Annotated in this window: 23 protein-coding genes; 9 read left to right on the top strand and 14 right to left on the bottom strand. The window is 68.4% G+C overall.

Annotated elements, in window-relative coordinates:
* Positions 1 to 9: 9 nt before the first annotated feature.
* Both EDD31_RS01450 and EDD31_RS01445 read left to right on the top strand, forming a co-directional pair.
* Positions 10 to 1599, top strand: a complete 1590-nt coding sequence (locus EDD31_RS01450; RefSeq protein ID WP_245990726.1) for an ABC transporter permease — start codon at positions 10 to 12, stop codon at positions 1597 to 1599.
* A complete protein-coding gene (locus tag EDD31_RS01445) occupies positions 1596 to 2696 on the top strand; it encodes an ABC transporter ATP-binding protein (RefSeq protein ID WP_123302596.1) in 1101 nt (366 codons plus the stop codon). Before EDD31_RS01450 ends, EDD31_RS01445 begins: the two co-directional genes overlap by 4 nt.
* Before the next feature lie 31 nt (positions 2697 to 2727).
* Here the strand turns inward: EDD31_RS01445 and EDD31_RS01440 are convergent, their stop codons facing one another.
* The 8 genes from EDD31_RS01440 to rpmB all read right to left on the bottom strand — a co-directional run bounded on the left by EDD31_RS01440 (position 2728) and on the right by rpmB (position 10671).
* Positions 2728 to 3519: an ABC transporter ATP-binding protein gene (locus tag EDD31_RS01440; RefSeq protein WP_123302595.1), complete on the bottom strand. Its 792-nt coding sequence runs from the start codon at positions 3517 to 3519 to the stop codon at positions 2728 to 2730.
* On the bottom strand, positions 3512 to 4333 hold the full coding sequence (locus tag EDD31_RS01435) for an ATP-binding cassette domain-containing protein (RefSeq protein WP_123302594.1): 822 nt from the start codon (positions 4331 to 4333) through the stop codon (positions 3512 to 3514). Before EDD31_RS01435 ends, EDD31_RS01440 begins: the two co-directional genes overlap by 8 nt.
* Positions 4330 to 5217 (bottom strand): ABC transporter permease, encoded by an 888-nt coding sequence (locus EDD31_RS01430; RefSeq protein WP_123302593.1) that lies wholly within the window; start codon positions 5215 to 5217, stop codon positions 4330 to 4332. The genes EDD31_RS01435 and EDD31_RS01430 overlap by 4 nt, the downstream gene beginning before the upstream one ends.
* Positions 5214 to 6173, bottom strand: coding sequence for an ABC transporter permease (locus EDD31_RS01425; protein WP_123302592.1), 960 nt, complete (start codon positions 6171 to 6173; stop codon positions 5214 to 5216). Before EDD31_RS01425 ends, EDD31_RS01430 begins: the two co-directional genes overlap by 4 nt.
* Positions 6174 to 6180: 7 nt before the next feature.
* The gene (locus tag EDD31_RS01420; protein WP_245990724.1) at positions 6181 to 7713 is read right to left on the bottom strand and encodes an ABC transporter substrate-binding protein; all 1533 of its coding nucleotides are present in this window, start codon (positions 7711 to 7713) and stop codon (positions 6181 to 6183) included.
* Between the two features lie 138 nt (positions 7714 to 7851).
* The gene (locus tag EDD31_RS01415; protein WP_123302590.1) at positions 7852 to 9105 is read right to left on the bottom strand and encodes a YeeE/YedE family protein; all 1254 of its coding nucleotides are present in this window, start codon (positions 9103 to 9105) and stop codon (positions 7852 to 7854) included.
* Positions 9106 to 9107: 2 nt separating this feature from the next.
* Complete coding sequence (locus EDD31_RS01410; protein WP_211336024.1) at positions 9108 to 10295, bottom strand: sulfurtransferase; 1188 nt, start codon at positions 10293 to 10295, stop codon at positions 9108 to 9110.
* 181 nt (positions 10296 to 10476) lie between these two features.
* Entirely contained in the window at positions 10477 to 10671 is a 195-nt protein-coding gene (gene rpmB, locus EDD31_RS01405) for a 50S ribosomal protein L28 (protein ID WP_123302589.1), read from the bottom strand.
* Positions 10672 to 10948: 277 nt separating this feature from the next.
* Here rpmB and EDD31_RS01400 point away from each other — a divergent pair, with 277 nt between their 5' ends.
* The 6 genes from EDD31_RS01400 to EDD31_RS01375 all read left to right on the top strand — a co-directional run bounded on the left by EDD31_RS01400 (position 10949) and on the right by EDD31_RS01375 (position 19935).
* Positions 10949 to 14734 (top strand): TIGR03773 family transporter-associated surface protein, encoded by a 3786-nt coding sequence (locus EDD31_RS01400; protein ID WP_170163143.1) that lies wholly within the window; start codon positions 10949 to 10951, stop codon positions 14732 to 14734.
* Between the two features lie 115 nt (positions 14735 to 14849).
* Positions 14850 to 16352 carry an anchored repeat ABC transporter, substrate-binding protein gene (locus EDD31_RS01395; protein ID WP_123304962.1) on the top strand — a complete coding sequence of 501 codons (1503 nt, stop codon included), beginning with the start codon at positions 14850 to 14852 and terminating at the stop codon, positions 16350 to 16352.
* 38 nt (positions 16353 to 16390) lie between these two features.
* On the top strand, positions 16391 to 17428 hold the full coding sequence (locus EDD31_RS01390; RefSeq protein ID WP_123302587.1) for a choice-of-anchor M domain-containing protein: 1038 nt from the start codon (positions 16391 to 16393) through the stop codon (positions 17426 to 17428).
* Positions 17421 to 18224, top strand: coding sequence for an anchored repeat-type ABC transporter ATP-binding subunit (locus tag EDD31_RS01385; protein WP_123302586.1), 804 nt, complete (start codon positions 17421 to 17423; stop codon positions 18222 to 18224). Before EDD31_RS01390 ends, EDD31_RS01385 begins: the two co-directional genes overlap by 8 nt.
* 2 nt (positions 18225 to 18226) lie before the next feature.
* Positions 18227 to 19174, top strand: coding sequence for an anchored repeat-type ABC transporter permease subunit (locus EDD31_RS01380; protein WP_123304961.1), 948 nt, complete (start codon positions 18227 to 18229; stop codon positions 19172 to 19174).
* Positions 19171 to 19935 (top strand): class I SAM-dependent methyltransferase, encoded by a 765-nt coding sequence (locus EDD31_RS01375; protein ID WP_123302585.1) that lies wholly within the window; start codon positions 19171 to 19173, stop codon positions 19933 to 19935. Before EDD31_RS01380 ends, EDD31_RS01375 begins: the two co-directional genes overlap by 4 nt.
* A 114-nt stretch (positions 19936 to 20049) precedes the next feature.
* Here EDD31_RS01375 and EDD31_RS01370 read toward each other — a convergent pair whose 3' ends face one another.
* Positions 20050 to 20205 (bottom strand): zinc transporter permease, encoded by a 156-nt coding sequence (locus EDD31_RS01370; RefSeq protein ID WP_123302584.1) that lies wholly within the window; start codon positions 20203 to 20205, stop codon positions 20050 to 20052.
* A gap of 9 nt (positions 20206 to 20214) precedes the next feature.
* Positions 20215 to 20532, bottom strand: coding sequence for an ArsR/SmtB family transcription factor (locus tag EDD31_RS01365; protein ID WP_123302583.1), 318 nt, complete (start codon positions 20530 to 20532; stop codon positions 20215 to 20217).
* Between the two features lie 200 nt (positions 20533 to 20732).
* Between EDD31_RS01365 and EDD31_RS15110 the strand changes: the two genes are divergently transcribed.
* Positions 20733 to 21134, top strand: a complete 402-nt coding sequence (locus tag EDD31_RS15110; RefSeq protein ID WP_123302582.1) for a Fur family transcriptional regulator — start codon at positions 20733 to 20735, stop codon at positions 21132 to 21134.
* Positions 21135 to 21188: 54 nt separating this feature from the next.
* Here EDD31_RS15110 and EDD31_RS01355 read toward each other — a convergent pair whose 3' ends face one another.
* Genes EDD31_RS01355 through rpsN form a run of 4 tightly spaced genes read right to left on the bottom strand, consistent with a single transcriptional unit; the run spans position 21189 to position 23396 of the window.
* Positions 21189 to 22211, bottom strand: a complete 1023-nt coding sequence (locus EDD31_RS01355; protein WP_123302581.1) for a CobW family GTP-binding protein — start codon at positions 22209 to 22211, stop codon at positions 21189 to 21191.
* Positions 22212 to 22245: 34 nt separating this feature from the next.
* On the bottom strand, positions 22246 to 22950 hold the full coding sequence (locus tag EDD31_RS01350) for a class I SAM-dependent methyltransferase (protein WP_148058830.1): 705 nt from the start codon (positions 22948 to 22950) through the stop codon (positions 22246 to 22248).
* 4 nt (positions 22951 to 22954) lie between these two features.
* Positions 22955 to 23080, bottom strand: a complete 126-nt coding sequence (gene ykgO, locus EDD31_RS01345) for a type B 50S ribosomal protein L36 (RefSeq protein ID WP_123302579.1) — start codon at positions 23078 to 23080, stop codon at positions 22955 to 22957.
* 10 nt (positions 23081 to 23090) lie between these two features.
* Positions 23091 to 23396 (bottom strand): 30S ribosomal protein S14, encoded by a 306-nt coding sequence (gene rpsN, locus EDD31_RS01340; RefSeq protein WP_123302578.1) that lies wholly within the window; start codon positions 23394 to 23396, stop codon positions 23091 to 23093.
* Positions 23397 to 23399 lie beyond the last annotated feature (3 nt).

The following is a 23399-nucleotide window of genomic DNA, read 5'->3' as shown; positions in this document are numbered from 1 at the left end:
CTCACCGCTGTGGCCCTCGTGGCCACAGCGGTGGTGCTCATTCCGCTCTTCTACCTGGTGGTCAGCGTCCTCGAGTACGGCTGGGACGCCTGGTCGGGGCGGGTGTTCACCGAGCGCGTGGGTGAGCTGGCGATGCGCAGCGTGCTGCTCGCTGCCGTCGTCGGGGCTGGCTGCCTGGTCATCGGAGTCGGCTTAGCCGTCCTGGTCACTCGCACCGACCTGCCGTTCCGGCGTCCCATCGCCGTGCTGGCCGCGCTTCCCCTGGCAGTGCCCAGCTACGTGGCGGGGTTCAGCTGGCTCGCGGTAGCCGACCTGTGGGACTCCAGCTCCCGCTTCACGGGCTTCGCCGCTTCGGCTCTCGTGCTGACCCTGTACACCTATCCCTACGTCTACCTCCCGGTGGCCGGGGCACTGGTCTGGGCTGACCGGACCAGCGAGGACGTGGCTCGTTCTCTGGGCATGGGGCCGGTGCGCACGTTGATGACCGTGACCTTGCCGCAGATCCGTCCGGCGATCGCCGGTGGCGGACTGCTGGCCGTCTTCTACGCCCTCTCGGACTTCGGTGCCGTCTCGATCCTGCGATATGAGACCTTCACCCGCGCGATCTTCACGGCACTGAACGCCGGCTTCAACCGGCTCGGTGCGGTGAGCCTGTCCGTGGTGCTGCTGGTGCTGACGATCATGATCCTGGCGGTCGAGGGCCGCTTCCGCCGGGCCGGCACCGGACCACGGCTGAACAGCCCGCGCCCGAGTGTCGCTGCCCGGCTCGGTGCTTTTCGCATTCCGGCGCTTCTCGCAGTCCTGGCGGTGCTGATCCCCGCCATCGGCGTCCCGGTCACCTCCATGGCGCGCTGGTTCACTGCCGGCGTCTCCCGGCCAGGCTCGGTGCGCGTGGTCGCCGAGGCAGCCTGGGGCTCCTTGTCCCTCTCCCTGGCGGGAGCGCTGCTGACCGTGGTGTTGGCACTTCCGATCGGCTTGCTGATCGCCCGGCACCCGGGCCGGATGAGCCGACTGCTGGAGAGGCTGGCCTACGTCGCGTATGCGCTTCCCGGCGTGGTGGTCGGGTTGTCGCTGGTGGCCTTCGGGGTGGCCGTCTTCGGCTCCAGCTACCAGACGCCGTGGCTCCTCGCCCTCGGCTATGCCACATTGTTTCTCCCCCTGGCGGTGGCCGCGGTGGCCGGTGCCGCCGCACAGGCCCCTCGCCGCCTGGAAGAGGTCGGGCAGTCACTCGGCCGGCCCCGGTGGTACGTCCTCACCCGGGTCACCCTGCCACTGACCCTGCCCGGAATCGGCACGGGGGCGGCGCTGGTCTTCCTCACCTGCATGAAGGAACTGCCGGCCACCCTCATGCTGCGACCGATCGGCACCGAGACCCTGGCCACCCGGCTCTGGTCGGCGACCACCAGCCTGCGTTATGCCGAGGCAGCGCCCTATGCGGTGCTGCTGGTGGTGCTGGCCGCCATCCCGACCTGGGTGTTGGTGCGTCGCAGCGGTATCGTCGCCGCCGTCGCACAAACGTCCGGGGCTCAGGGCGTCAGCGCCCCCGCTCCGGACGGTCTCGCGCCCTCCGCACGCGATGAGGAGAATGTCCTGCGATGACATCAACACTGCAACTCACCGGTCTGACTAAGCGCTTTGGTCCGGTCACCGCCGTCAACCAGCTCAGCCTGAACGTGGCGCAGGGCGAGCTTCTCGCGGTCCTCGGCCCCAGCGGATGCGGCAAGACCACCCTGTTGCGCCTGGTGGCCGGCTTCGAGGCGGCCGATGAGGGAGAGATCAGGGTCGGCGGGCGCACAGTCTCGGCGCCGGGCGCGCACATGGCGCCCCATCGGCGGAAAGTGGGCGTTGTGCCCCAGGAGCCGTCGTTGTTCGCCCATCTGAGCGTGGCCAAGAACGTGGCCTTCGGCTTGCGTCGCGGGGCGGAGCGGCGTGCCGCCGAATGCTTGGAGCTCGTGGGGCTGGGCGGCCTCGGCGAGCGGATGCCGCACGAACTGTCGGGCGGGCAGCAGCAACGGGTGGCCGTGGCGCGAGCGCTGGCACCCCAGCCGCCCGTGGTGCTCCTCGATGAGCCCTTCAGTGCCCTGGACGCCTCACTGCGCGGGGAACTGCGCCAGGACGTGCGCGAAGCCCTGGCCGAGGCCGGGAGTACCGCGGTCCTGGTGACGCACGACCAGGACGAGGCCCTGTCCATGGCCGATCGTGTTGCGGTGATGCGGGACGGGGAGATCCGCCAGATCGGCTCCCCGGCGCAGATCTACCGCGAGCCGGCAGATCCGTGGGTCGCGCAGTTCGTGGGTGACGCCATGTTGCTCCCTGTCCGCGCCTCCGGATCGGCCTTCCTGAGTGCCCTCGGCGAGGTCGCCACTGAGTCCGGAGCAGTCTCCGGCGTCCCGGAGACCGACGGCCGCAACGCCGCTGGCACGTGTGCGCCGCTGGCTCTGGTGCGGCCCGAGCAGGTCCGCCTCAGGCCGCCCGGCGACGGCGTGCCGGCCACCGTGCTCCGGGTTGACTACCACGGGCATGACGCGCTCATCGTGCTCAGCCTCGGTGCGGAGGGCACCCCGGGCCTCATGCGCCTCATCGACGGCCCCGACGTGCCGGTCGAGCCGGGGCAGTCCGTGCACGTGAGCGTCCACGGCCCGGTGCGGATGTACGCGGGGACCGAGGCAGAAGCCGGCGCCTACACCCTCGACTGAAGCCGAGGACAGGGGTGCCGATGGTCCAGGACTACCCTCGGGCCTGCGGAAGCTGTGGGACCGCGGCCAGCAGTTCACGGGTGTAGGTCTGGCGAGGATTCGTGAAGAGCTCTGCGGTGGGGCCGGCCTCGATCACGTGTCCGCCGCGCATGACCACCACGTCATCGCAGAGCTGGCCCACCACCGCCATGTCGTGACTGACCATCACCAGCGCCATACCCGTCTCGGACCGAAGCTGGCGCAGGAGCGCGAGGATGCCGCGCCTGACCGTGACATCGAGTGCGGACACCGGCTCGTCAGCGATCAAGACCGAGGGGCGCGGCGCCAGGGCACGGGCAATGGCGATGCGTTGACGCTGGCCGCCGGAGAACTCTGCGGGATGACGAGCGGCCATGCCGGGTTCCAGACCGACGGCGCTCAGCAGCTCAGCCACTCGCGCGCGATGGGGGCCCGGAAGCCGCTGGGCGCGCAAGGGCTCGGCGATGGAGCTGCCGACCGTCATCCGCGGATCCAGCGAGGACCGCGGGTCCTGGAACACCACCTGCACCTCGCGGCGCAAGGAGCGCATGAGTGCGCGGTTGCGGCGGGTCACGAGTTGGTCGCGCAGCCTGACCTCACCCGAATCCGGTGTCTCCAGGCCAAGGAGCATGCGCAAGAGCGTGGACTTGCCCGCACCGGACTCACCGACGATGCCGACCGAACCACCCTCAGGTATGGCCAGCGAGACGCCGTCGAGGGCCATGGTCGCTCGCGGGCCGGTGCCGTAGCGCCGGGTGAGGCTGTGGGCACTGAGGATCGCTGGCCTCGCATCGGGCTCATGCATCGGGCTCTCCCTGCCATGCCTGTGGCGCTGCCGCACCGAGATCGGTGACCGCCCGTGCGGAGTCAATCAGCTCTGCGGTGTAGGCGTGCCCCGGCGAGTCCATGGCGCGGGACACGGTGGTGTGTTCGAGCACCTGCCCGCCTCGCATCACCACGAGCTGCTCGGTGAGCCGGGCGACCACGGGCAGATCGTGACTGATGAAGACCAGGGCGGTGTTGGTCTGCTCGACGAGGTCGTGCAGCAGTTCCAGGATCTTCGCTTGGACGGTGACATCCAGGGCAGTGGTCGGCTCATCGGCGAGGAGGACCTCGGGCTCGCAGGCCAGCGCCAGGGCGATTCCGACGCGCTGACGTTGCCCCCCGGAGAGCTGCCAGGGGAAGGACCTGAGCACGCGCTCGGTCTCGTCCAGGCCCGCCATGGTGAGCAGGTCGCGCGCCTGGCTTCGCGCCGCGCTCCGGCTGAGGCCACGGTGCAGCCGCAGTGGTCCCGCGAGCTGGTGGCCGACGCGCATCAGCGGATCCAAGGCGGTGAGGGGCTCTTGGAAGACCATGGCGATCCGGGCACCGCGCACACTCCGCAGGGCGCGGTCCGGGGCGCCGAGCAACTCGCGCTCGCCGAGCCGTACCCGCCCGGTGGCACGGAGGCCCTCGGGCAGGAGACCCAGGATGGCCAGCGCGGTCAAGGACTTCCCCGAACCGGATTCGCCGATGACACCGAGGCGCTCGCCGGCATCGACCTCCCAGCTCACCCCGTTCAGCAGCCGCCGCTGGTCAGCGGTGGTGACCGTGAGGTCGCGGACCTCCAGCAGGCTCATCGGTTCCCTGCCAGGCTCGGGTCGAATCGTTCGCGCAGACCGTCGGCGAGAAGGTTCAGGCCCAGCACCATGACGGCGATCGCTGCCCCCGGGAAGATGGCGCTCGATGGCTGGACCGCCATGGTGGACTGCGCTTCACGCAGCATCCGCCCCCACGAGGCCGTGGGAGGAGGTGTGCCCAGGCCCAGGTAGGACAGCGCCGCCTCGGCGAGGACCGCGCCGCCTCCCAGCAGCATGAGCTGCACAGCCAGCAGGGGAGCGATGTTCGGCAGCACATGGCGGATGATCACTCCCATCAGGCTCACTCCGGCCGCCCGGGCGGCCGTGATGAAGTCCTCCCGCAGCACCCGGGCGGCGTTGATCCGCGAGACCCGGGCGATGATGGCCGATCCGGCGATGCCGATGGCGATGATCGCCGAGCTCAACGAGGCGCCTCGCACCGTGACCACCAGCATGGCCAGGAGCAGGGTGGGGAAGGCGATGAGGAGATCGACCACGGTCTGTACCGTGACGTCCAGCCAGCGCTGGGCGGTGGCCGCCGCGATACCGAGCGTGACGCCGAGCGCTCCCGCCAGGGCCATCGTGGCCACCGCGACGATGAGGGCCGAGCGCGCGCCGAGCATGAGTTGGGTGGCCAGGTCGCGCCCGAGGCGGTCCGTGCCGGCCCAGGTGTCCCCGGAGGGCCCCGAGAGCCTCGGCCCGGCTGCTTCAGTCAAGCCGTAGGGCGTCCACACCAGCGAGAGAGCGGCCGTGATCAAAACTGCTCCGAGCAGGAGCAGGGAAAGCGCCAGAGACGGGCTCACGCGACGCCGGCGCGTGGCAGGCCGAGCCCCGGACGTCTCCTGAGCGGGTGGGGAAGCGGGCGCGGGGGTGAGCTCCGTCATCGGGTCACCACCGTGGTGCGTAGGCGCGGATCGATGACCCGCTGGGCGAGGTCGACGCCGAGGTTGATGACCAGAACGGTGGCGGTAATGGCCAGCACGAGGGTCTGGACGACGGCGAGGTCGCGCCCCACCACCGAGGACAACAGCAGCGATCCCACTCCCGGGAGATCGAACACGGCTTCGACGACGACGGCCCCGAGCATGGAGGTGGCCAGCTCGATGCCGAGGATCGCCACCACCGGCACCGCGGCATTGCGCAGGCCGTGGCGGGCCAACGCCTGCCAGCGTGAGTAGCCCAGGGCACGGGCCGTACGGATGTAGTCCTGGTCGAGCACGTCGAGGGTGGCCGAACGGATGTACCGGATCATCACCGCCGACATGGCGATGGCGATGGTCAGCGCCGGAAGGATCAGCGCGCGAATGGCCTCGCCGGGGGCCTGCCAGCCCTGGCGGGGGAAACCGCCAGGCGGCAGCCACCCGAGGTTGAGGGCGAAGATGGCGATGAGGATGACGCCCACCCAGAAGATCGGTACGGCGACCCCCAGCTGAGAGGCGATGGAGATCAGCGCCCCCGAGGGCTTGCGGCGGCGCACGGCGGCGAGCACTCCGATCGGCAGGCTGATCAGCACAGAGAGTGCGAACGCAGCCAGACTCAGTGGAAGCGTGACCGGGAGACGAGCGGCGATGAGCTCCGCCACCGGAGCGCGCGAGAGAAAGGAGTCACCGGCGTCACCGCGGACGAGGCCACCGATCCACTCACTGTACTGCTCGGCGGCGGGGCGGTCGGTCCCGAGTTGACGCCGCAACTCCTCCAACTGATCAGAGGTGGCGCCCACACCCAGGGTTCCGCCGGCGGAGTCGCCCGGCAGCCAACGCAGGATCACGAAGATCAGCACGCTGGCCAGCACGAGCGAGACCAACAGCACCACCAAGCGCTGGGAGGCGTACCGGAGCATGGAGGGCTCAGGACTCCTTGACGATCTCGGCGACGTAGAAGGCCTCGGTGGCCTGATTCTCGGAGAAACCACTCACTCCGGCGGCGGCGACGCGGATCTGCGGCACCAGGTAGAGCCACGCGGAGGCAGCGTCCTCGGCGAGCAGTTCGTTGGCCGCGCGGAGCAGATCCACCTGCTCGTCGTCGCTGCTCGCTGCCTCAGCGCGGGCGACGAGTTCCTGGAAGTCCGCGGAGTCGTAGCCCCAGTAGAAGTCCGGGTTGGCATACCAGAGCACGTCGCGGGGGTTGACGTGGCTCTGAATGGTCGTCTCGAAGTCGTGGTTGGTGTAGATCCGCTCGTACCAGACCGCAGAGTCGATCGGGTTGAGGTTCAGCGTGACGTCAATGGCGGCGAGGTCGGACTGGAGCTGCTGGGCCACGATCTCGGTGACGTCTCCGGCGATGTAGTCCACGGTGATGCTCAGGTTCTCCACACCGGCCTCCTCGAGGAGTTCGCGCGCGGAGTCCGGGTCGTAGGCGTGCACCCCGGCCAGGTCCACGTACCAGGGATCAGCCGGCGGGACCATGGAGCCGATCAGCTGGCCCCGGCCGGCCCAGACGGCGTCGAGAATGGCTTCGCGGTCGATCGCGCGGTAGAGCGCCTGGCGTACCCGGGTGTCGCCGAAGGGCTCGATGCTGTTGTTGAACGCCCAGAGCTGCTTGGTGGTGGAGGTGCCTTCGGTGACCACGAAGTCCGGGTTGTCTTCGAACTGCGCGAGCTGATCGGGGGAGTCCTGGGCGATGACCAGGTCGAGCCGACCGGTGGCCAGCGCGTTGTTCAAGGCGGTGGTGTCAGTGAAGAACTCGAAGGTCACCCCCTCGTTCAGCGCGGGCTCACCCCAGTAATCGTCGTACCGCTCGAGGGTGAGGAAGCTGCCCTGGACCCACTCGACGAAGCGGTAGGGGCCGGTGCCGTTGTCAGCCGTGAGTTCGAGGTCGCCGTCCTTGACGATGGTCTCAGAGGCGATGTTGAAGATCAGCGAGCGGGAGGGCTCGGAGAGCTGGATCTCGACCGTGTGCTCGTCGACCGCGGTGATCTCCTCCATGACGAGCAGGTCACCGCGGCGCGCGGAACCGGACTCCTCGGCGATGATCTCGGAGAGCGACCAGACGACGTCCGCGGAGGTGAAAGGGGTGCCGTCGTGGAAGGTGACGTCCTCACGCAGATCGAAGGTGTAGGTCAGCCCGTCCTCGGAGATGGACCAGTCCTCGGCCAGTGCCGGATAGATCTCGCCGTCCACGTCGATGCCACCGAGTGACTCATAGACATTGCGGGTCATGGTCTGGCGCACACCCGAGGTGCCCCCACGGTTCCGCTCCAGGGTGGAGGGCTCGTTGGTGGAGCCGATGATGATCTCAGGGCTGAGTTCCTCCGTGGTGGCGTCGTCGTTGCCCTCGGTGGGCGACGTCTCTGCAGGAGGCTCGGCCGACTCGCCGCAAGCGGTCAGGACCAGGGCTGCGGCCGCGGCAAGAGTGCCGAGCCGGAGGGAAGTTCGCGTCAACGGATGCTGCTTTCTGGCGAGTGGCGGAGTCCGGATCTGGACGGCGGGAGCCATCACTGTGGCCCAACACGATATCGGGCTGCCCGATTCCCCCCGGTCGATCTCAGATCGTGGCGCACCGGCCCGGTCACTGCCTGCTCACGAACCCCAACGGTGCAGTCGCAGGCGGAACCCAGCCCAGAGGGCGACCACCACGGCCGCGGCGAAGACCCATCCCGACAGCGCCATCGCCTGGGTGCCGGAGAGGAAGACCCCGACCGTGCAGCCCAGCGCCAGCACCGCGCCCCAGCCGAGCAGCACCCCACCGGCCAGCGCGGACCCGGCGCCCCGCGCGGTCAGGCGCTCGACAGAGAAGCGCCGGCCCGGAAGGGCAGCGGCCAGGGAACCGAGCACAATGCCGAGGATCAGCCAGCCATTGGTGGTGATGGTCTCGACCACCAGGGCCACGCAGCCGGCGAGCCGCTGGTCGAGGCCGTGAAGCGTGTGGGGGAGCAGATGTGCGGAGTCCATGCCAGTCCGGGTCAGTCCGGAGAGCTGCGAGGTCACTCCCAGCGGCTGATCACGCAGGAAGGCCGCCACCCCGATGATCCCCACGCCAGCACCGGTCAGCAGCGCCGGCCAGCGCCGCTCGAAGAGCACCCGGGTGATCTCGGCGCCGTCGACTCGGCGGGGCGGGCGTGCGTCCTGCTGATCTGCGGGATTCCAGCGCAGCAGCCAGACGCCGAGGCCGGCCAGCACGGCCAGCTGGAAGGCCACGGCGATGCCGTAGCCGCCGCCGGCCGGCAGCCATGGCGCCGGCGCCCCCTCGAGGAAGAGCCGGAACAGCGGGTTCCAGGTGAGGAAGCCCAGACCGAAGCCGAGGATCGCGCCGGCCAGCGCCGGCAGCGCCCGCAGGCTCCCTTCACCGAGGCGGTAGAGATGCCCGGCGATGCAGCCTCCGGAGATGACGATGCCGAGCCCGAAGACCAGCCCGGCGATGACCAGCACCGGCGAGACCGGACCGATGTGGGCCTGTGAGGGCAGGGAGCCCGCGGCCGGGTCCGGTAGCCGGATGGAGAAGATCAGCGCATAACCCAGCGTGCCCGTGGCGATGGCCACCAGGATCGCGTAGACGCCGCGGGTGTTCCGCTTCTCGAAGGCATCGCGGAAGATGCAGAAGAAGCAGAACCGGCCGCGCTCGAAGAGAATGCCCAGGCCTGTGCCGGCCAGCAGCGAGAAGGAGGCGGCCGAACCGCCCACGCCCTCGCCGCGGGTGGCCTCCAACCAGAAGGCCGCAGCGATCAGGGCCACGGCGAGCGTGATCGCCAGGGTGGTGCGGATGGTGTCACCGCGGGTCCACCCGCGCGCGCGGGGCGTGCGCGGGTGGACCTCGGTGGCGGGGGAGGCTGCCAAGGTCAGCCCCAGAGCCCGCCGCGCTCGCCGGTGTTGTTCTGCACCGGAACCCCCACAGTGTTGCCCCACTCGGACCACGAGCCGTCATAGACCTGAACCTCGGCCTCGAGGATCTGGCTGAGCGCGAACCACGTATGGGAGGCGCGCTCGCCGATGCGGCAGTAGGTGATGATCGGGTTGTCGAAGTCGACGCCGGCCTCTTCGTAGATGGCGCGGATCTCCTCCGCGTCCTTGAACGTGCCGTCCTCGGCCACGATCTCACCCCACGGCACGTTCACGGCACCGGGAATGTGGCCCCACACGGCAGCCCCCTCGCCGTCGAAGATCTCGATGTTGACCCCGACCTCGCCGTTGTACTCGTCGGGGAAACGGATGTCGACCAGGTTGACGTCCTGCTCGTCCACGACGACGTCGAGGACCTCGTTCTGGAAGGCGCGGATGTCGAAGTTCTGCGGACTGGCTTCGAAGGTGCCGCGATCGGGCTGAGGGACATCCTGGACGAGTTCGCGTCCGTCGACCTGCTCCCACTTGAACAGTCCACCGTCCAGCAGCCGCACGTCGGGTACGCCGTAGAGCTTGAAGAGCCAGGCGCCATAGGCAGCGAACCAGTTGTTGTTGTCTCCGTAGAGCACCACCGTGGTGTCCTCGCTGATCCCCAGGGACTGGGCGAGATCGGTGAACTCCTCGGTGGTGATGAACTCGCGCTGGTTCGCCCGCACGATGTCGGTGCCCCAGTCGACCTGTTGCGCACCGGGAATGTGGCCGTCGACGTAGGGAGTCAGCTCAGAGGAGGCCAGTTGCTCGGAGATGTCGATCAGGACGATGTCGTTCTCGGCCAGGCCTTCGTCGACACGTTCGGCGATCCAGTCGGTCGAGACCAGCACGTTCTCCAGGGACTCACCGGCGTCCTGGTGGACCTCGTCGAAACCACGGTGCTCGCCCTCGGCGAGCGAGGCGGTGGCGATCTCGGCGGTGACGTCGCCCCGGGCGCCCTGCGCGGACGGCTCGCCGCCGTCGTCGGTGCCCGAGGCTCCGGCGACCAGGGCGCCGCCGGTCGCGGCGATCACAGCGACGGCGACGAAGGCGATGCCGAGCTTGAGGCCATTCGTCCGGGTCGCACTCAGGGTGCCTGAGCCTGGGTCGGTGGTCTGCGCGGTGCCCGGCGTACCGGGCGGCTGTTCGGTGGTCATGGTGGGCCTCTCGTGACGTCGGTTGCGGTGTGCAGTGCCGAGAGCCTGCCACCACACGAGAAACGCCCGTCCGGCCGGGCACCGATGTGTCAGATGGTGAGATGCCTGTCCGGGCCTGCGGGGCCGGAGACGACGAAAGCCGCCACCCGGTGGGGTAGCGGCTTCCTGTCGTGCGGTGGCGTCAGCGTGTCGCGCGGACGACCTTCTCAGACTTCAGGCACCCGGTGCAGACGTTGACGCGCTTGGCGGCTCCGTTCACCAGAGCGCGCACGCGCTGAATGTTCGGGTTCCAGCGACGCGAGGTGCGCACGTGAGAGTGCGAGACGCTCTTGCCGAAGCTCGGCTTCTTGCCGCAGACGTCGCAGGTGGCAGCCACGGTCTTCTCCTGATCCTTGTGCGCCTGGGGTGGCGCCGATGTGCTGATGGTCGGGCCCGCCAGTGCATGCGAGTGCGCATGGAGCTTTTGGGCAACCGCTCCAGAGTACCCGAGGGGTGCAGGTGGCCTCAATGGCACGACAGGGCCCTGGTGGTGGGATCAATCACCGCCCGGCCATCGACGAGCGGGCATTGACGAGAATGAATCTCATTACTACTCTCGCCGTGAGTCCTATCCCTCCTGTGAACGCGCCTCGCGCTGGATTGTTGAGAACTTCATGCCCCCCTCCATCTCTGCGCGGTCACATCCGCGCGGCCGCACCATGGCGGCACTGACCGCCCGGCTGGCCCTGATCGCCGGGCTGCTGAGTCCGGTCGTGCTGGGCTCCGGCGCTCTTGCCGACGAGCCCGGCGCCCTGCCGGCTCCGACCGGAGAAGGCCCTGAGCGCTCCTACGACCGTGACGTCGTCATCGAGGAGGGCCACGTCGATGCCTTCTACCTGATTCCTGACGGCGACGGCGGTGTCCGGCTGGCACTCAAGGACGACACGGTCCAGCCTCACGCCACGCGCGCCCCGGAGGACGTGGAGCTGCACGTCAGGGAGCAGGCTCGGCTCGCCATCCCACAACCCCCGAACTTCCCCGCGGAGCTGCACGAGCGGGAGGTGTATCACCTCCCGCTGACGCAGAACGCTCAACTGCTCTGGCCGGGCTGGGAGAGCCAGCCACTGCATGCCACGGATTTCCGGACCACGGACATCCATGTCACCGACGTCGAGGGGCCCGGCGAGGTCTTCCTGTGGACCCAGGACAGCTGGGGTTCGCAGGTTGTCCCCCTGCTCAACGACGGCCGTGTCTCCTTCCCGGGAACCATCCACCAGTCCTACCTCGCCCATGTCCACGCGCACTGGGCCTTCACCGAGCCCGGGGACTACTGGCTGACCGTGGAGGCCGAGGCACACAGCCCGCAGACCGGGCAGACCGCGACCACGAACACCAGCGAGTACCTCTTCACCGTCGGTGAGTTCCTGCGCCTGCCGGGGAGTCTCTCGGTGGGCGGCGAGACCGACTATGAGGCCGACGACCTCGTGGAGCTGTTCGCGGCGCTCGACCGTGACGCCGTCCGCGTTCCTTCGCGGGACGCGGTCGACCCGTCGTGGTCCTGGCAGGTGGGCGTCGACGGCGAGTGGCAGGCCGTCGATGGTCAGGTCTCGGAGGTCTTCGCCGCGGAACTTGCCGTCGGCACCCATCAGCTGCGCGCCGTGGCCAGCTACGGCGACGACGGAGAGATCGCCTCGGAACCGGTGACCATCACGGTGACCGAGAGCGAGATCCCCGAGCCCGAGCTGCCGACGCAGCTGATCCTCGATGGTCTCGACAACCCCTATGCCGCAGGAGCCAGCCTCACCCTCGAGGCCAAGCCGGATGTGCTGGTGGACGGGGCGACCTACCGCTGGGAGACCTCCGCTGACGGCGCCACCTGGACGGCTGTCGACGGTCAGAGCGGCCCCGTCTTCGCGGGAACTGCTGAGGTCGACGGGCAGCTGATCCGGGCCACCGTGATCGTCGACGGCCAGGACGTCGTGACCTCGGATCCCGTCACCATTGAGGTGGTCCAGCCCGATCCCGACCCCGTCTTGCCCACCGAGCTGTTGATCGAAGGGCTCTCCAACCCCTACGAGCCGGGTGATGACGTCACGCTGACTGCTGTGGCCGATGAGCTGGTCGAGGGCGCTGTCTACCGCTGGGAGGTCTCCGAGGACGAGGGTGAGTCGTGGACATCGGCCGATGTCACGGACGAGACCTACCGCGGCGTGGCCGAGGTCGATGGGCAGCAGATCCGTGCCGAGTACCGGCTCGACGGTGAGACGCTGGTCGCTGCGGAGCCGGTGACCATCGAGGTGCGCGAAGGCAGCGCGCCACCGCCGGAGGACCCGCCCCTCGAGCCCGGGATCTGCTGGGACGAGGTGCGTATCGACCAGGGGCACGTGGACGCCTTCTACTTCACGGTGGACGACGAGGGTGTGCCCTTCCTCGCCCTGAAGGACGACACCGTCTCGCCGTACGCGGTCCGGGCGCCCGAGGTCGTGGAGCTGCACGCCAAGGAGGAGTCACTGACCGAGTTCCCGGCGGTGTCCGCGGTACCGGAGGTGCTCCACCACGAGGAGGCCTACCACCTTCCGCTGACGCAGAACCACAACCTGCTCTGGCCCGGGTGGGAGAGCCAGCCGCTGCGGAGCACCAGCTACGACACCGTGGACATCCACATTCACACCGTGGACGGCCCCGGCGAGATCGTCCTGTGGACGAGCTCAGGTTTCGGTGGCGTGGCCTCCCTGCTCGATGACCGCAGCTACGAGTTGCCGGGCACCATCCACCAGTCCTATCTGGCGCACACCCATGCCGACTGGGCCTTCACCGAACCCGGCGTCTACTACCTCACGGTGAATGCCACCCTCACCGACTCCGAGACCGGAGCCGAGTTCGTCACGAACACGGGACGGTACGCCTTCACCGTGGGCGATGATCTGCCCGAGAACTGGCAGGACTGCGTTCAGCGTCCCTCCGGGGAACCAAGGCCCCCCAGCACCGACGATCTCACCGAGGCCAACGCCGGCGACGTCAGCGTGGCCCCCGCGCGCGTCCACGCCGGTGACCAGGTGACCGTCACCGCGCCGTCGCTGCGGAACTCCTACGGTGCCGCCTTCCTGCATTCCGAGGTTGTGCACCTCACCGACTGGGTCCTGGCCGACGGCGAAGGCAGCTTCGTGGCGACCATCCCGGCCGGCACCGAGCCCGGCGCTCACCGGGTGAGCGTGGTGGACGCGAACAACGAGCTCGTGGGTTGGGCCGCGCTCGAGGTGCTGGAGGCCAGGCCGAGCCCAGAGCCGACGCCTGAGCCGACCCCGGAGCCCACGCCGGACCCCGATGGTGATCACACCCCCGGTGACGGATCGAACGGAAGCGGTTCCGGCGATGGTTCCAACGGTCCTGGAGCAGGCGGCCCGGGTGCCGGTGGTCCGGGTGGAGGTGCACCGCCACAGTGCCTGGCGGTTGATCAGGGAGCCGGCGGGCCGTCAGGATCCGGCGGCGACGGTGCGGGTGCGTCCGGTGACACCGATGGTGCCGGTGGCAACGGTGCCGGCGGCCCTGCCCCCGCTGGCCAGGTGGTCTACGGCAACGAGGGGCATTTCGACTTCGGACCCATCGTCGAGGGTGGCGCCTTCGAGCTTCAGGTGAAGGACGACCGCACGGCCCCGCCCGTCTGGCGTGACCCGGACACCGTGGTCTTCGTCCTGGATGAGAACTCGCGGCGCGCGGCCGACACCGTCCCGGAGGAGTTGTCCTTCATCGCCCCGCCCGGGCAGGACATCTGGATGATCCAGCAGATCCAGGAGGCTGGCGTGCCGTGGCTGGGGTGGAACACCCAGCACGAGACCATCGTGAACGGACCTGGCTCCGGCGGCGTCCAGCTCACCCTGGACTCGGTGACCGGCCCCGGTGAGGTCGCCGTCTTCATGAATGGCAACTTCGGCTCGCTTCTGGGTGAACGCGTCGTTGACATCGTGGGCGGTCCTCGGAGTTACACCATCCCCGCCAATACCCATCAGCACGGCAACTGGGTCTTCACCGAGCCCGGCGACTACGCCATGGCCTTCACGGTGGCGGCTGCCGGCGAGTCCGCCACGGGAACCCTGCGTTTCTCGGTGGGTCAGAACGACCCCTCCTCGGCGGCGCAGATCAGCGCTGAGACCAGCGCCCAGATCTCCACCGCGGGTGGACAGTCCCTCAGTGTCTCCTCCGCACTCGCCCGCACTGGCGAGGAAGCCGAGGACGGCGCGGAGGACACGGACGAGGAGTCGGAGGAGGAGACGGCCGAGCAGGCAGATCAGCCGGCGGCCCAGAGCCTGCCCTCGGGCTGGGGACGGACTGCCGATGGCCAGCCGTGCCGCCTGCCGAACACCGGCCTGAGCGACAACTCGCTCAGCGTGGGCCTGGCCGGCTTCCTGGCTGTGCTCGCGGGAGCCACCGCCGTGGTCGTCTCCCGGCGGCTCCGTGCCTGATCCCGTGCAGCCCGCTGTGGTCTCGCCCCGGTCAGACGTCGATCGTGATGACGCTGGCCGGGGCCGGGGCCGGGGCCGGGGTCGGGTCGGCCGGGTCGCCGCCACCGCCTGTGGCGTGCTCCTGGCCGCATGCGCGCACCCCGGCGTCGCCGTGGAGGAGGAGACCCGGCCCTCAGTGGTGACCACCACGGGAATCCTGGCCGACCTTGCTCGCAATGTGGCAGGTGAGCGGATGGACGTGAGCCAGCTCGTCCCGGATGGTGCTGACCCGCACTCCTACGAGCCGACGCTCCAAGATGTGCGGTCCATCGTCTACGCCGATGCGGCCTTCTCGAACTACATGCTGCTCGAGGATCACTCGATCATCCGGATGATCGACGCCAACGTTCGCGAGGGAGTACCGAACGTCTCCCTGGCCGAAGCAGCGGTGCGCTACGCCGCAGAGATCATCCCCCTGGTGGAGAACGTCTCCCTGGACACCGTCTGGCTGGGACTGCGCGTCCGCGGCACAGGGGAGGAGTACGGCGCCAGCCGAGCCTCGCACGTGAACCTGCGTGCTACCGGCATCGACGGGCCGGGTGAGCTCGTCTCCTACCTCACCGAGACCTTCGGGAACCCCGCCTTCTACTTCTCCACGGCGGACGGGCTGACCGATGAGGACACCACCCGGCTCCCTCCTGACGCGCACACCCATATGAGCTGGGCCTTCACCGAGCCCGGGATCTATGAGCTCACCATGTCTGCCGAGCTGGTGGTGGATGAGGACACGAGCATCGATCTGGCCGACGAGACGACCTTCACCTTCGCCGTGGGCACGAACCCGCATGAGGTCGCCGGCCACGAAGGCTCGGACGTGCTCGCGCACGGACACGCCGATGTTGCGGTCGATATCGATGCTGGCCAGATCTACCTCTACGCCGACCCACACGGAGGTGGTGACCACACCCAGCGGATCTACGCGGCGGATGAGGTCGTGATCGAGGTGCCCAACCGGGCGCTGCACGAGATCCCGCCAGACCCGGGTTTCCGCTTCCTCGGACGAGCGGGAGACCAGATCTACCAGCTGCCTCAGGCTGTCCTCGGAGCGCACGTCCACGGAGAGATCGACCCGCACCTCTGGCACGACGTGGGCAATGCCCAAGCCTATGTCGAGATCATCCGGGACACGTTGATCGAGATCGACCCCGAGGGCGCGCCTGACTACCGGGAGAACGCGAGGGGCTATCTGCTCGAGCTCGAGAGACTCGACGCCTATATGGCCGAGACCATCGAGGACATTCCCGCCTCGCGGCGCTACCTGGTGACCACCCATGATGCCTTCGGCTATCTCGGCGCGGCTTACGACCTCGAGATCGCCGGTTTCGTGACCCCGAATCCCGCGACAGAGCCGAGCATGCAGGAACGACGGCGTCTGGTGGAGACCATCAGGAATCTGGAGATACCTGCGGTCTTCCTGGAACCGAATCTCATCGCCCGCTCGGACACGCTGACGGAGACGGCTCAGGATCTCGGAGTCGAGGTGTGCCCCATTTATGGCGATGCCTTTGATGATGAGGTCACCACGTATGTCGAGATGATGCGCTTCAACGCCGCCATCTTGCACGAGTGCCTCTCCTGATACCCGACTTCCCCACACAAGCGAGAACTGAGGAACCCGTGCTTCGACACCTTCGACTCGGTGCCCTGGGCGCCGCGACCGTGGCCCTCCTGCCTGCCGCACTGCCAGCTCAGGCTGACCAGGAGGATCCCCTGGACCAGACGATTGACCGTGACGAAGAGATCGGCGATGAACGCGTGGTCATCGATCACGGTCACGTGGACATCGGGCCACGCATCCTGGACGGCGAGTGGCTGCTGCTGGCCCGCGACGACACCTTGGCTCCGCCGGTGTGGCGGTCGCTGGAGGATATGGTCTTCCACTTGCCAGAGGACAGCATCCTGCCGGCGCCGACCGAGGAGGACTTCGCCTTCATCGACGCCGAGGCAGGATCGGATCTCTACGTCATCCCGCAGACCGAGAACTATGACGTGCCTTGGCTCGGGTGGAACACCCAGGATCCGGACGTCGTCGAGCAGCTCTCTCGCGGTATGACCCTGCGCTTGCACCGTGTTCAGGGCCCGGGGCAGTTCACGCTCTTCCTCCAGAGCGGGAACTTCGACCCACCCCAGCTGCTCTGGACATCCTCCGATCCGGAGCCGCAGGACATTTGGGCCGATACCAACACCCACGTGCATGGCAATTGGATCTTCACCGAACCGGGGGTCTACCTCCTTGATGTGGAGCTTTTCGGAGAGTTGCGCGATGGTGAGGTCGGGTCCTCGCGCGACACTCTGCGCTTCGCGGTGGGCGGGCAGACCGAGCCCCACGAGGTTTTCGGCGCAGGTTTCACCGAGGCGGCCGACGTCGATGGTGACGACGCCGGGCAGGGCGAAGAGGGCACGCCGAGCCAGGAGAACGACTCCCCAGGCGATGACGGCGACGCGGAGCACTCCGGTGATGTGGACGCCAGCCCAGACGGCGAGGGCACCGATGAAGCAGGCGACGAGGGTGCTGCGGCGGAGGCCGAGGGGCTTCCATGGCTGGCGCTCAGTATCGGTGCCGGTGCCGTGGTGCTCGTGACCCTGATCGTGCTCAGCGTGCTGCGCGCACGTGCCGCCAAGGCCGCTGCGGCGAAGGAGGCCGGTGATGAGTGAGACTGCCACAGTAGCGAGCGCGGCCGCGCTCGCGGCGCCGCATGTGCCTGACGCCGCTGAACTCAGCGTTCGCGGGTTGGCCGTGGACCTTGGTGGCCGCCCTGTGCTGCGGGACGTGAGCCTGGAGGTCTCCGGGGGTGAACTCGTCGGGCTCATCGGACCCAACGGAGCTGGGAAGACCACTCTCATCCGATCCGTACTCGGCCTCGTGCCGGTTCGCGAAGGCGAGATCACCATGGCCGGCAATGCCACCAAGGCCGCTCGCCGTGCCGCGGGCTATGTGCCCCAGCGGCACGAGTTCGCGTGGGAGTTCCCGATCTCCGTGCACGACGTCGTGCTCTCGGGCCGCGTGGGCCGGATGGGCTGGCTGCGCCGGCCGAAGGTCGAGGACTACCGTGCGGTCTCTGAAGCGCTCGAGCGTGCGGGCATGAGTGACCTGAAAGAGCGGCCAGTCGGCCAGCTCTCCGGCGGGCAGCGTCAACGCGTACTCGTCGCACGGGCCCTCGCCTTGCGCCCGAGGCTCCTGCTCCTCGATGAGCCCTACACCGGGCTGGACATCCCCACTCAGGAGATGCTGACGGATTTGTTCACCGAGCTGAGCGCGGAGGGGCAGGCATTGCTGATGACCACACACGACCTGGCCGGAGCGATGCACACTTTTGACCGCCTCTACCTCGTCAACCGGACGGTGGTGGCCGAGGGCAGCCCGCAGCAGTTACGCGATCCGCAGGTGTGGATCGAGACCTTCGGTTTCCGTGACGGTTCGCCCCTGCTCAGTGCCCTGGGGGTGAACTGATGCTGAGCTTCGCCGAGTTCTTGCAGGATCTGAGCAATCCGCTGCTGTCCTTCCTGCCCAAAGCGCTGATCGTGGCGATGATGTCCGCGATCGTCTGCGGGGTCATCGGCTGTCACGTGGTGTTGCGGGGCATGGTCTTCGTCGGGCATGCCGTTGCCCACTCGGTCTTCCCCGGACTCGCCATCGCCTTCGTGCTCCAGGGTTCGCTGGTGCTCGGTGGCATGGTCGCCGGCGTGCTCACTGCGGCCGGGGTGGCGGTCTTCTCACAGAACCGGCGGCTGAAGGAGGATTCCGTGATCGGCATCTTCTTCGTCGCGGCCTTTGCCCTGGGCATCGTCGTGATCTCCGCGGCCCCGGGGTACTCCGGCTCCTTGCAGAACTTCCTCTTCGGTTCCATCACAGGGATCCCCGACTCCGACGTCTACGTGGTGGCCGGGATGGGGACCTTGATGCTGCTGGTGGCCTTCCTCCTCCACAAGGAACTGGTTGCCGTCAGTCTCGATCGCGAGATGGCGCGCTCGGCCGGGCTGCCCATCCTCGCCCTGGATCTGGTGCTGTACTCGATGGTGGCGGTGGCCGTGGTGGTGGCAGTCCAGGTGATCGGCAACATCCTGGTCATCGCGCTGCTCGTGGTCCCGCCGGCCACCGCGCGCCTTCTGACGGACAAGTTGGCGGTGATGATGCTGCTCGCACCACTGATCGGGGGGGCGAGTGCCTTCTTCGGGCTCTATCTCTCATGGGCCATCGACATTCCCACCGGCGGGACCATCGTGCTGCTGGCCACGGCTGTGTTCGTGCTGACCTACCTGCTGGCGCCCAAGCACGGACTGCTCGGTCGCTACCTCGCTCAGCGAGATGTGAAGCGGAACGAGGCGGCCGGTGAATCCCGAGAGGACGGCGGGCCACTGGGCAGGCTCTCGGGGCAGAGCGCTGAGACCGTGACGGCATGAGCGCGGCGGATTTCTGGTCGCTCGGCGACTATGCCGTGATCGGCGATCTCTGGGCGCAGCAAGGCCAGGATCTGATCGAGGCGCTTGACCCAGCCGGCCAGGACGTCGTCGACCTGGCGACCGGCACCGGTGTGACCGCCATCGCCGCGGCGCGCGCGGGAGCGCGTGTGACCGGCGTCGACATCACGCCGGCGCTGCTCCAGGAGGCGGAGCGGCGCGCTCAGGCAGCGCGCGTTGCCGTGACCTGGGTGCAGGCCGATGTGGAGGACCTGCCGCTAGAACCGGCTTCGGCCGACCTGGTCACCTCGACCGTGGGACTGATCTTCGCCGACCCGGCACGCGCCCTCCCGCAAGCGTGGCGGTTGCTGCGCCCGGGAGCGGAGCTGGTGATGACCAGTTGGTCTGCCGATGGCGCCTTCGGGTCGATCCGTCAGGCACTGGCCGGCTATTTCCCGGAGGCGCCTGCGCCCTGGCATGAGACGCCCGGGTCGATCCGTGCGACTGTGCGGGAGTGTCTGGGGGAGGTAGGCGTGGCGGTGCAGGAGCGCGCCTTCACGATGGTGGTGCCCTCGGCCGAGGACCTCATCGCCCTCATGGAGGAGCACAGCGCTCCGATCATCGTGGCGAGGTCGCAGCTTGGCGAGGCCTGGGCCACGGCCCGTGAGCAGTTGCTTGCCGCGATCTCAGCGAGTGGAGAACGGGAGAACGGAAGTCTCCGTCTTCCGGTGAACTACCTCGTGAGCACGATCAGTAGAGACTGACGGGCGCAGGCACCGGGCGGCACGGCTTCAGCCGGATTGCCCGGTACCTGCTCAGAGAGATCCACTGCATGCGCGGCTCGCGGCCTGATGCCGGCGCCGCGGCCCGCGTGGAGCTCAGTGCTCGTCGTAGTGGTCCCCGTGCGGTGCGTGCTTGTGGCCGTCGTGGAGGTAGTCCACGTGGTCCTCGTGGGGCACGGCCTCGTGCCCGCAGTTCTCGCCGTGGGCGTGCTCGGTCGTGGTGTGCTCGGCTTCGGGGTGGGTGGTGCTCATGGCTACTCCTCAGTGCAGGTCAGGACTGGTGTGCGGCCCGATGGTCTCGTTCACGTGCTCGAGGGCGTCGGAGACCACATGCGCGACGTGATCGTCGGCCAGGCTGTACCTCACCGCCTTACCGTCGCGAGCCGCCGCAGCGAGCCCTGCCTGGCGCAGGGTCCGCAGGTGCTGGGACACCAGTGGTTGCGACATGCCTGTCGCGGCCACCAGACCGCTGACCGTCTGTGGAGACTCGCCGATGAGGCGCAGCAGCTGCAGTCTCGAGACATTCCCGAGCACCTTGAACAGCTGCGCCGCTTCGGCCAATCCGTTGTCCTCGTGCATGGTCCACTCCACCATGGGTATTAGAAGATTGCAATATGTTAATACTAATTGAGAGACCTTGTCATTCAGTGTCGGCCGGAAGCCTAGTGATGAGAATCAATATCATCTAAACTGGTCGCTGTGCCAGCACATCAACGCCGAGAGCTGCGCGGTCGCGGCCGGGAGTACGGCAGCTCTGCGATGCTCAGGGAGGTGGTGCCGTGAGTCAGACCGGGCGGCGCCAGACCTTTCAGAAGACTGTCATCCTGCGAGTGCTCAACGAGGTGGACGGTTTCATTTCAGCCCAGGACCTGCACCGACGGCTTGAGGCCGCAGGTGACCACGTCGGACTGGCGACGGTCTACCGGCATCTGAACGCCCTGGCGGAGCTGGGTGAGGTGGACGCGGTACCACTGGGGCAGTCGCAGGTCTTCCGGGCATGCCGGGGTCCCGAACATCACCATCACCTTGTCTGTGAAGACTGTGGGCGCGTGGAGGAGGTTGAGGCCCCCGATGAAGGGTGGCTCAGCCGAGTGGCGGGCGAGCGCGGCTTCACCCTGCAACGCCACCTCCTGGAGGGGTACGGCAGATGTGGCCAGTGCGCTACGCGCCGCGAGCATTGATCTCAACACGCCGTCGGGCCCCAAGACGGTCCGGGCCTCAGGACGGTCGGGGCCTCAGCGGCTGAGGCGGCGGTAGCGCTGCAGGCGCCGAAGACCTACTGCAGGCGGTGCTCCGGCTCCCGGAGCCACGGCGTGGTCGAGGCGGTGACGCACTGTGTCAACGTCCAGGTGTAATCCGATCGCCGCGAGTTCACTCCGCTCGGCCCTGGGGGCGCTCGCCACGTGGATGCTGGAGCCCACGAGGTTGACCGCGTAGCTGCGCCACCGTGTCCCGGAGCGGACCACCACGGTGCCTTTCATGCGGTAGACCCCCGCCGGTGGGCGTTCCAGCAGATCGATCACCCGGCCGGGATCGGCCCCCGCCGGCGCACGGACCGACACGGCATCGGCGTGGACGTGAGGGTGCGGCCGGGCCTCCTCGAGCAGGAGTTCGCGCAGGGGAAGTTGTGCCGGGTCGTCCGCAGCCTCACTTACCCCATACAGCAATGCTGGGTCGATGCTGCCGGCGCTGGTGCCCACCACGAGCGCGCGTGGGTTCCGCGCATGCACCGTGTCGGCAATGGCCCCGACGTACGCCGCGCGGTCACCTGGAGACAGCAGGTCCAGCTTGTTGACCACCACGAGGGAGGCTGCACCCCAGCGCGTGGCGGCGTCGTGACCGGAGGGGGCCGTGTGTGCGTGGTGCACGGCGTCCACCACCTCGGCCACGCCTCCCAGCCGAGTGCCTTCCGCCCCGGAGAAGCGGACCATTCGCGCCAGCGTGGCCGGATCAGCCAAGCCGCTGGCTTCGACGATGATCGCGTCGAGCCTCAGCCGAGGGGCGGCCAGACGTTCCAGTGCGGTGTCGAGTTCGTTGGTGTCGGAGATGCAGCAGAGGCAACCGCCGGAGATGGCAGCTGGCTCGTCGATCTGCCCGCTCACCCATGCGGCGTCGACGTTGATGTCACCGAAGTCGTTGATCACCACGCCCACGCGCGCGCCGGGCTGGCGCAGTACGTGATTGAGCAGGGTGGTCTTCCCGGCGCCCAGGTAACCGGCAAGGACGATGACCGGCACCTGGGGGCGCGGTGTCGTCATAGCCATGGGTCCTGCCTGATGACGGTGGCCGGCATCAGGCTGCGCGCAGGATCGCCACCGATGGGGAGGAAGGTTCCAGGCGTAGCCCGGCCTCGGCTGCGTCGCGGTGGAGTTCGTCCTGAGTGACTGTGGCCCAGTTGTTCTCTCCCTCCGCCGCGCGCAACAGGCGTTCGCCGTCGCGCACTTCGTCAGCCTCGATACCCGCTTTGGCGCCGGTGAGGTGATACCGCACGGTGTAGGTCAGTTCGCCGATCTCGCGGTGCTCCTCGACCACCTCAGCCTCGGGCTGGCGCGGGTGTTGAGGGGCGGTGATGACGATGGGGGCCCTGGGCGTCAGGAGCCGAGCGAGAGAGGCGAGCGTGGCTCGACGTTGCCCGCTGTCCAGGTGGCCGATCACGTGCGCGCACAGCACGCCGTCCAATGGATCCGAGATCTCCTCCAGGACTTCCGGCGCCGCGCCGGCGAGCACGCTGACGCGCCCGGTGAGGGCTGGGTCGTCGGCGACGCGCGCCAGCAAGGCTGTGCGTGCCCCCGCTGCGGGTTCGACAGCAATAATGCGCGCCTCACTGCACTCGGCCAGCAACCGCATGCTCAGACCGGTGCCGGCTCCGAGATCGAGAAGGCGCGCGGTGGATGCAAGTCCTCCGAAGGACTCGACGACTGCGGGCCGCAAGCGATCCCAGGCCGACTCCGGCACGAAGAGATCATGGAGTTCCTGCGCCATCTCCCGGTTGCTCACGGTCTCAGCCCTTCTGCCGGCCCTTGAACCTCGGGTTTTTCTTGTTGATCACATAGGCGCGGCCACGGCGGCGCACCACCTGCGCGCCGGGCTGTTCCTTCAGGGACTTCAGCGAGTTACGAACCTTCATGGCAGACCTCTCACCAGCTCGACTTACGAATGCCGGGCAGTTCCCCGCGCAATGCCATCTCACGGAATCGCACGCGGGAGAGCCCAAAGGTGCGCAGGTGCCCGCGAGGGCGGCCGTCGGCGACATCACGGTTGCGGAGCCGAACCGGGCTGGCGTTTCGCGGGAGCGCATGCAGGGCTGCCATGGCGGCCTCACGCTCCTCGTCACTGACGTGCGGGTTGACCGAGGTCCGCTTGAGTTCGGCTCGGCGCTCGGCGTAACGCGCCACGACCTCACGGCGCTGCGCGTCTTTGGCGATCTTGGACTTCTTGGCCATCTC

This window comes from Bogoriella caseilytica (assembly GCF_003752405.1).
Classification (GTDB): domain Bacteria; phylum Actinomycetota; class Actinomycetes; order Actinomycetales; family Actinomycetaceae; genus Allobogoriella; species Allobogoriella caseilytica.
This window is presented reverse-complemented; position numbering and strand designations above follow the sequence as displayed.

What these genes read in the sequence shown, in the direction of transcription:
- rpsN (WP_123302578.1), bottom strand. Translation starts at nt 23,396, where the DNA reads ATGGCCAAGAAGTCCAAGATCGCCAAAGACGCGCAGCGCCGTGAGGTC.
- EDD31_RS01370 (WP_123302584.1), bottom strand. Translation starts at nt 20,205, where the DNA reads ATGAGCACCACCCACCCCGAAGCCGAGCACACCACGACCGAGCACGCC.
- EDD31_RS01365 (WP_123302583.1), bottom strand. Translation starts at nt 20,532, where the DNA reads ATGCACGAGGACAACGGATTGGCCGAAGCGGCGCAGCTGTTCAAGGTG.
- EDD31_RS01440 (WP_123302595.1), bottom strand. Translation starts at nt 3,519, where the DNA reads ATGCATGAGCCCGATGCGAGGCCAGCGATCCTCAGTGCCCACAGCCTC.
- EDD31_RS01400 (WP_170163143.1), top strand. Translation starts at nt 10,949, where the DNA reads ATGCCCCCCTCCATCTCTGCGCGGTCACATCCGCGCGGCCGCACCATG.
- EDD31_RS01425 (WP_123302592.1), bottom strand. Translation starts at nt 6,173, where the DNA reads ATGCTCCGGTACGCCTCCCAGCGCTTGGTGGTGCTGTTGGTCTCGCTC.
- EDD31_RS01435 (WP_123302594.1), bottom strand. Translation starts at nt 4,333, where the DNA reads ATGAGCCTGCTGGAGGTCCGCGACCTCACGGTCACCACCGCTGACCAG.
- ykgO (WP_123302579.1), bottom strand. Translation starts at nt 23,080, where the DNA reads ATGAAGGTTCGTAACTCGCTGAAGTCCCTGAAGGAACAGCCCGGCGCG.
- EDD31_RS01355 (WP_123302581.1), bottom strand. Translation starts at nt 22,211, where the DNA reads ATGACGACACCGCGCCCCCAGGTGCCGGTCATCGTCCTTGCCGGTTAC.
- EDD31_RS01375 (WP_123302585.1), top strand. Translation starts at nt 19,171, where the DNA reads ATGAGCGCGGCGGATTTCTGGTCGCTCGGCGACTATGCCGTGATCGGC.
- EDD31_RS01445 (WP_123302596.1), top strand. Translation starts at nt 1,596, where the DNA reads ATGACATCAACACTGCAACTCACCGGTCTGACTAAGCGCTTTGGTCCG.
- EDD31_RS01430 (WP_123302593.1), bottom strand. Translation starts at nt 5,217, where the DNA reads ATGACGGAGCTCACCCCCGCGCCCGCTTCCCCACCCGCTCAGGAGACG.
- EDD31_RS01385 (WP_123302586.1), top strand. Translation starts at nt 17,421, where the DNA reads ATGAGTGAGACTGCCACAGTAGCGAGCGCGGCCGCGCTCGCGGCGCCG.
- EDD31_RS01410 (WP_211336024.1), bottom strand. Translation starts at nt 10,295, where the DNA reads ATGACCACCGAACAGCCGCCCGGTACGCCGGGCACCGCGCAGACCACC.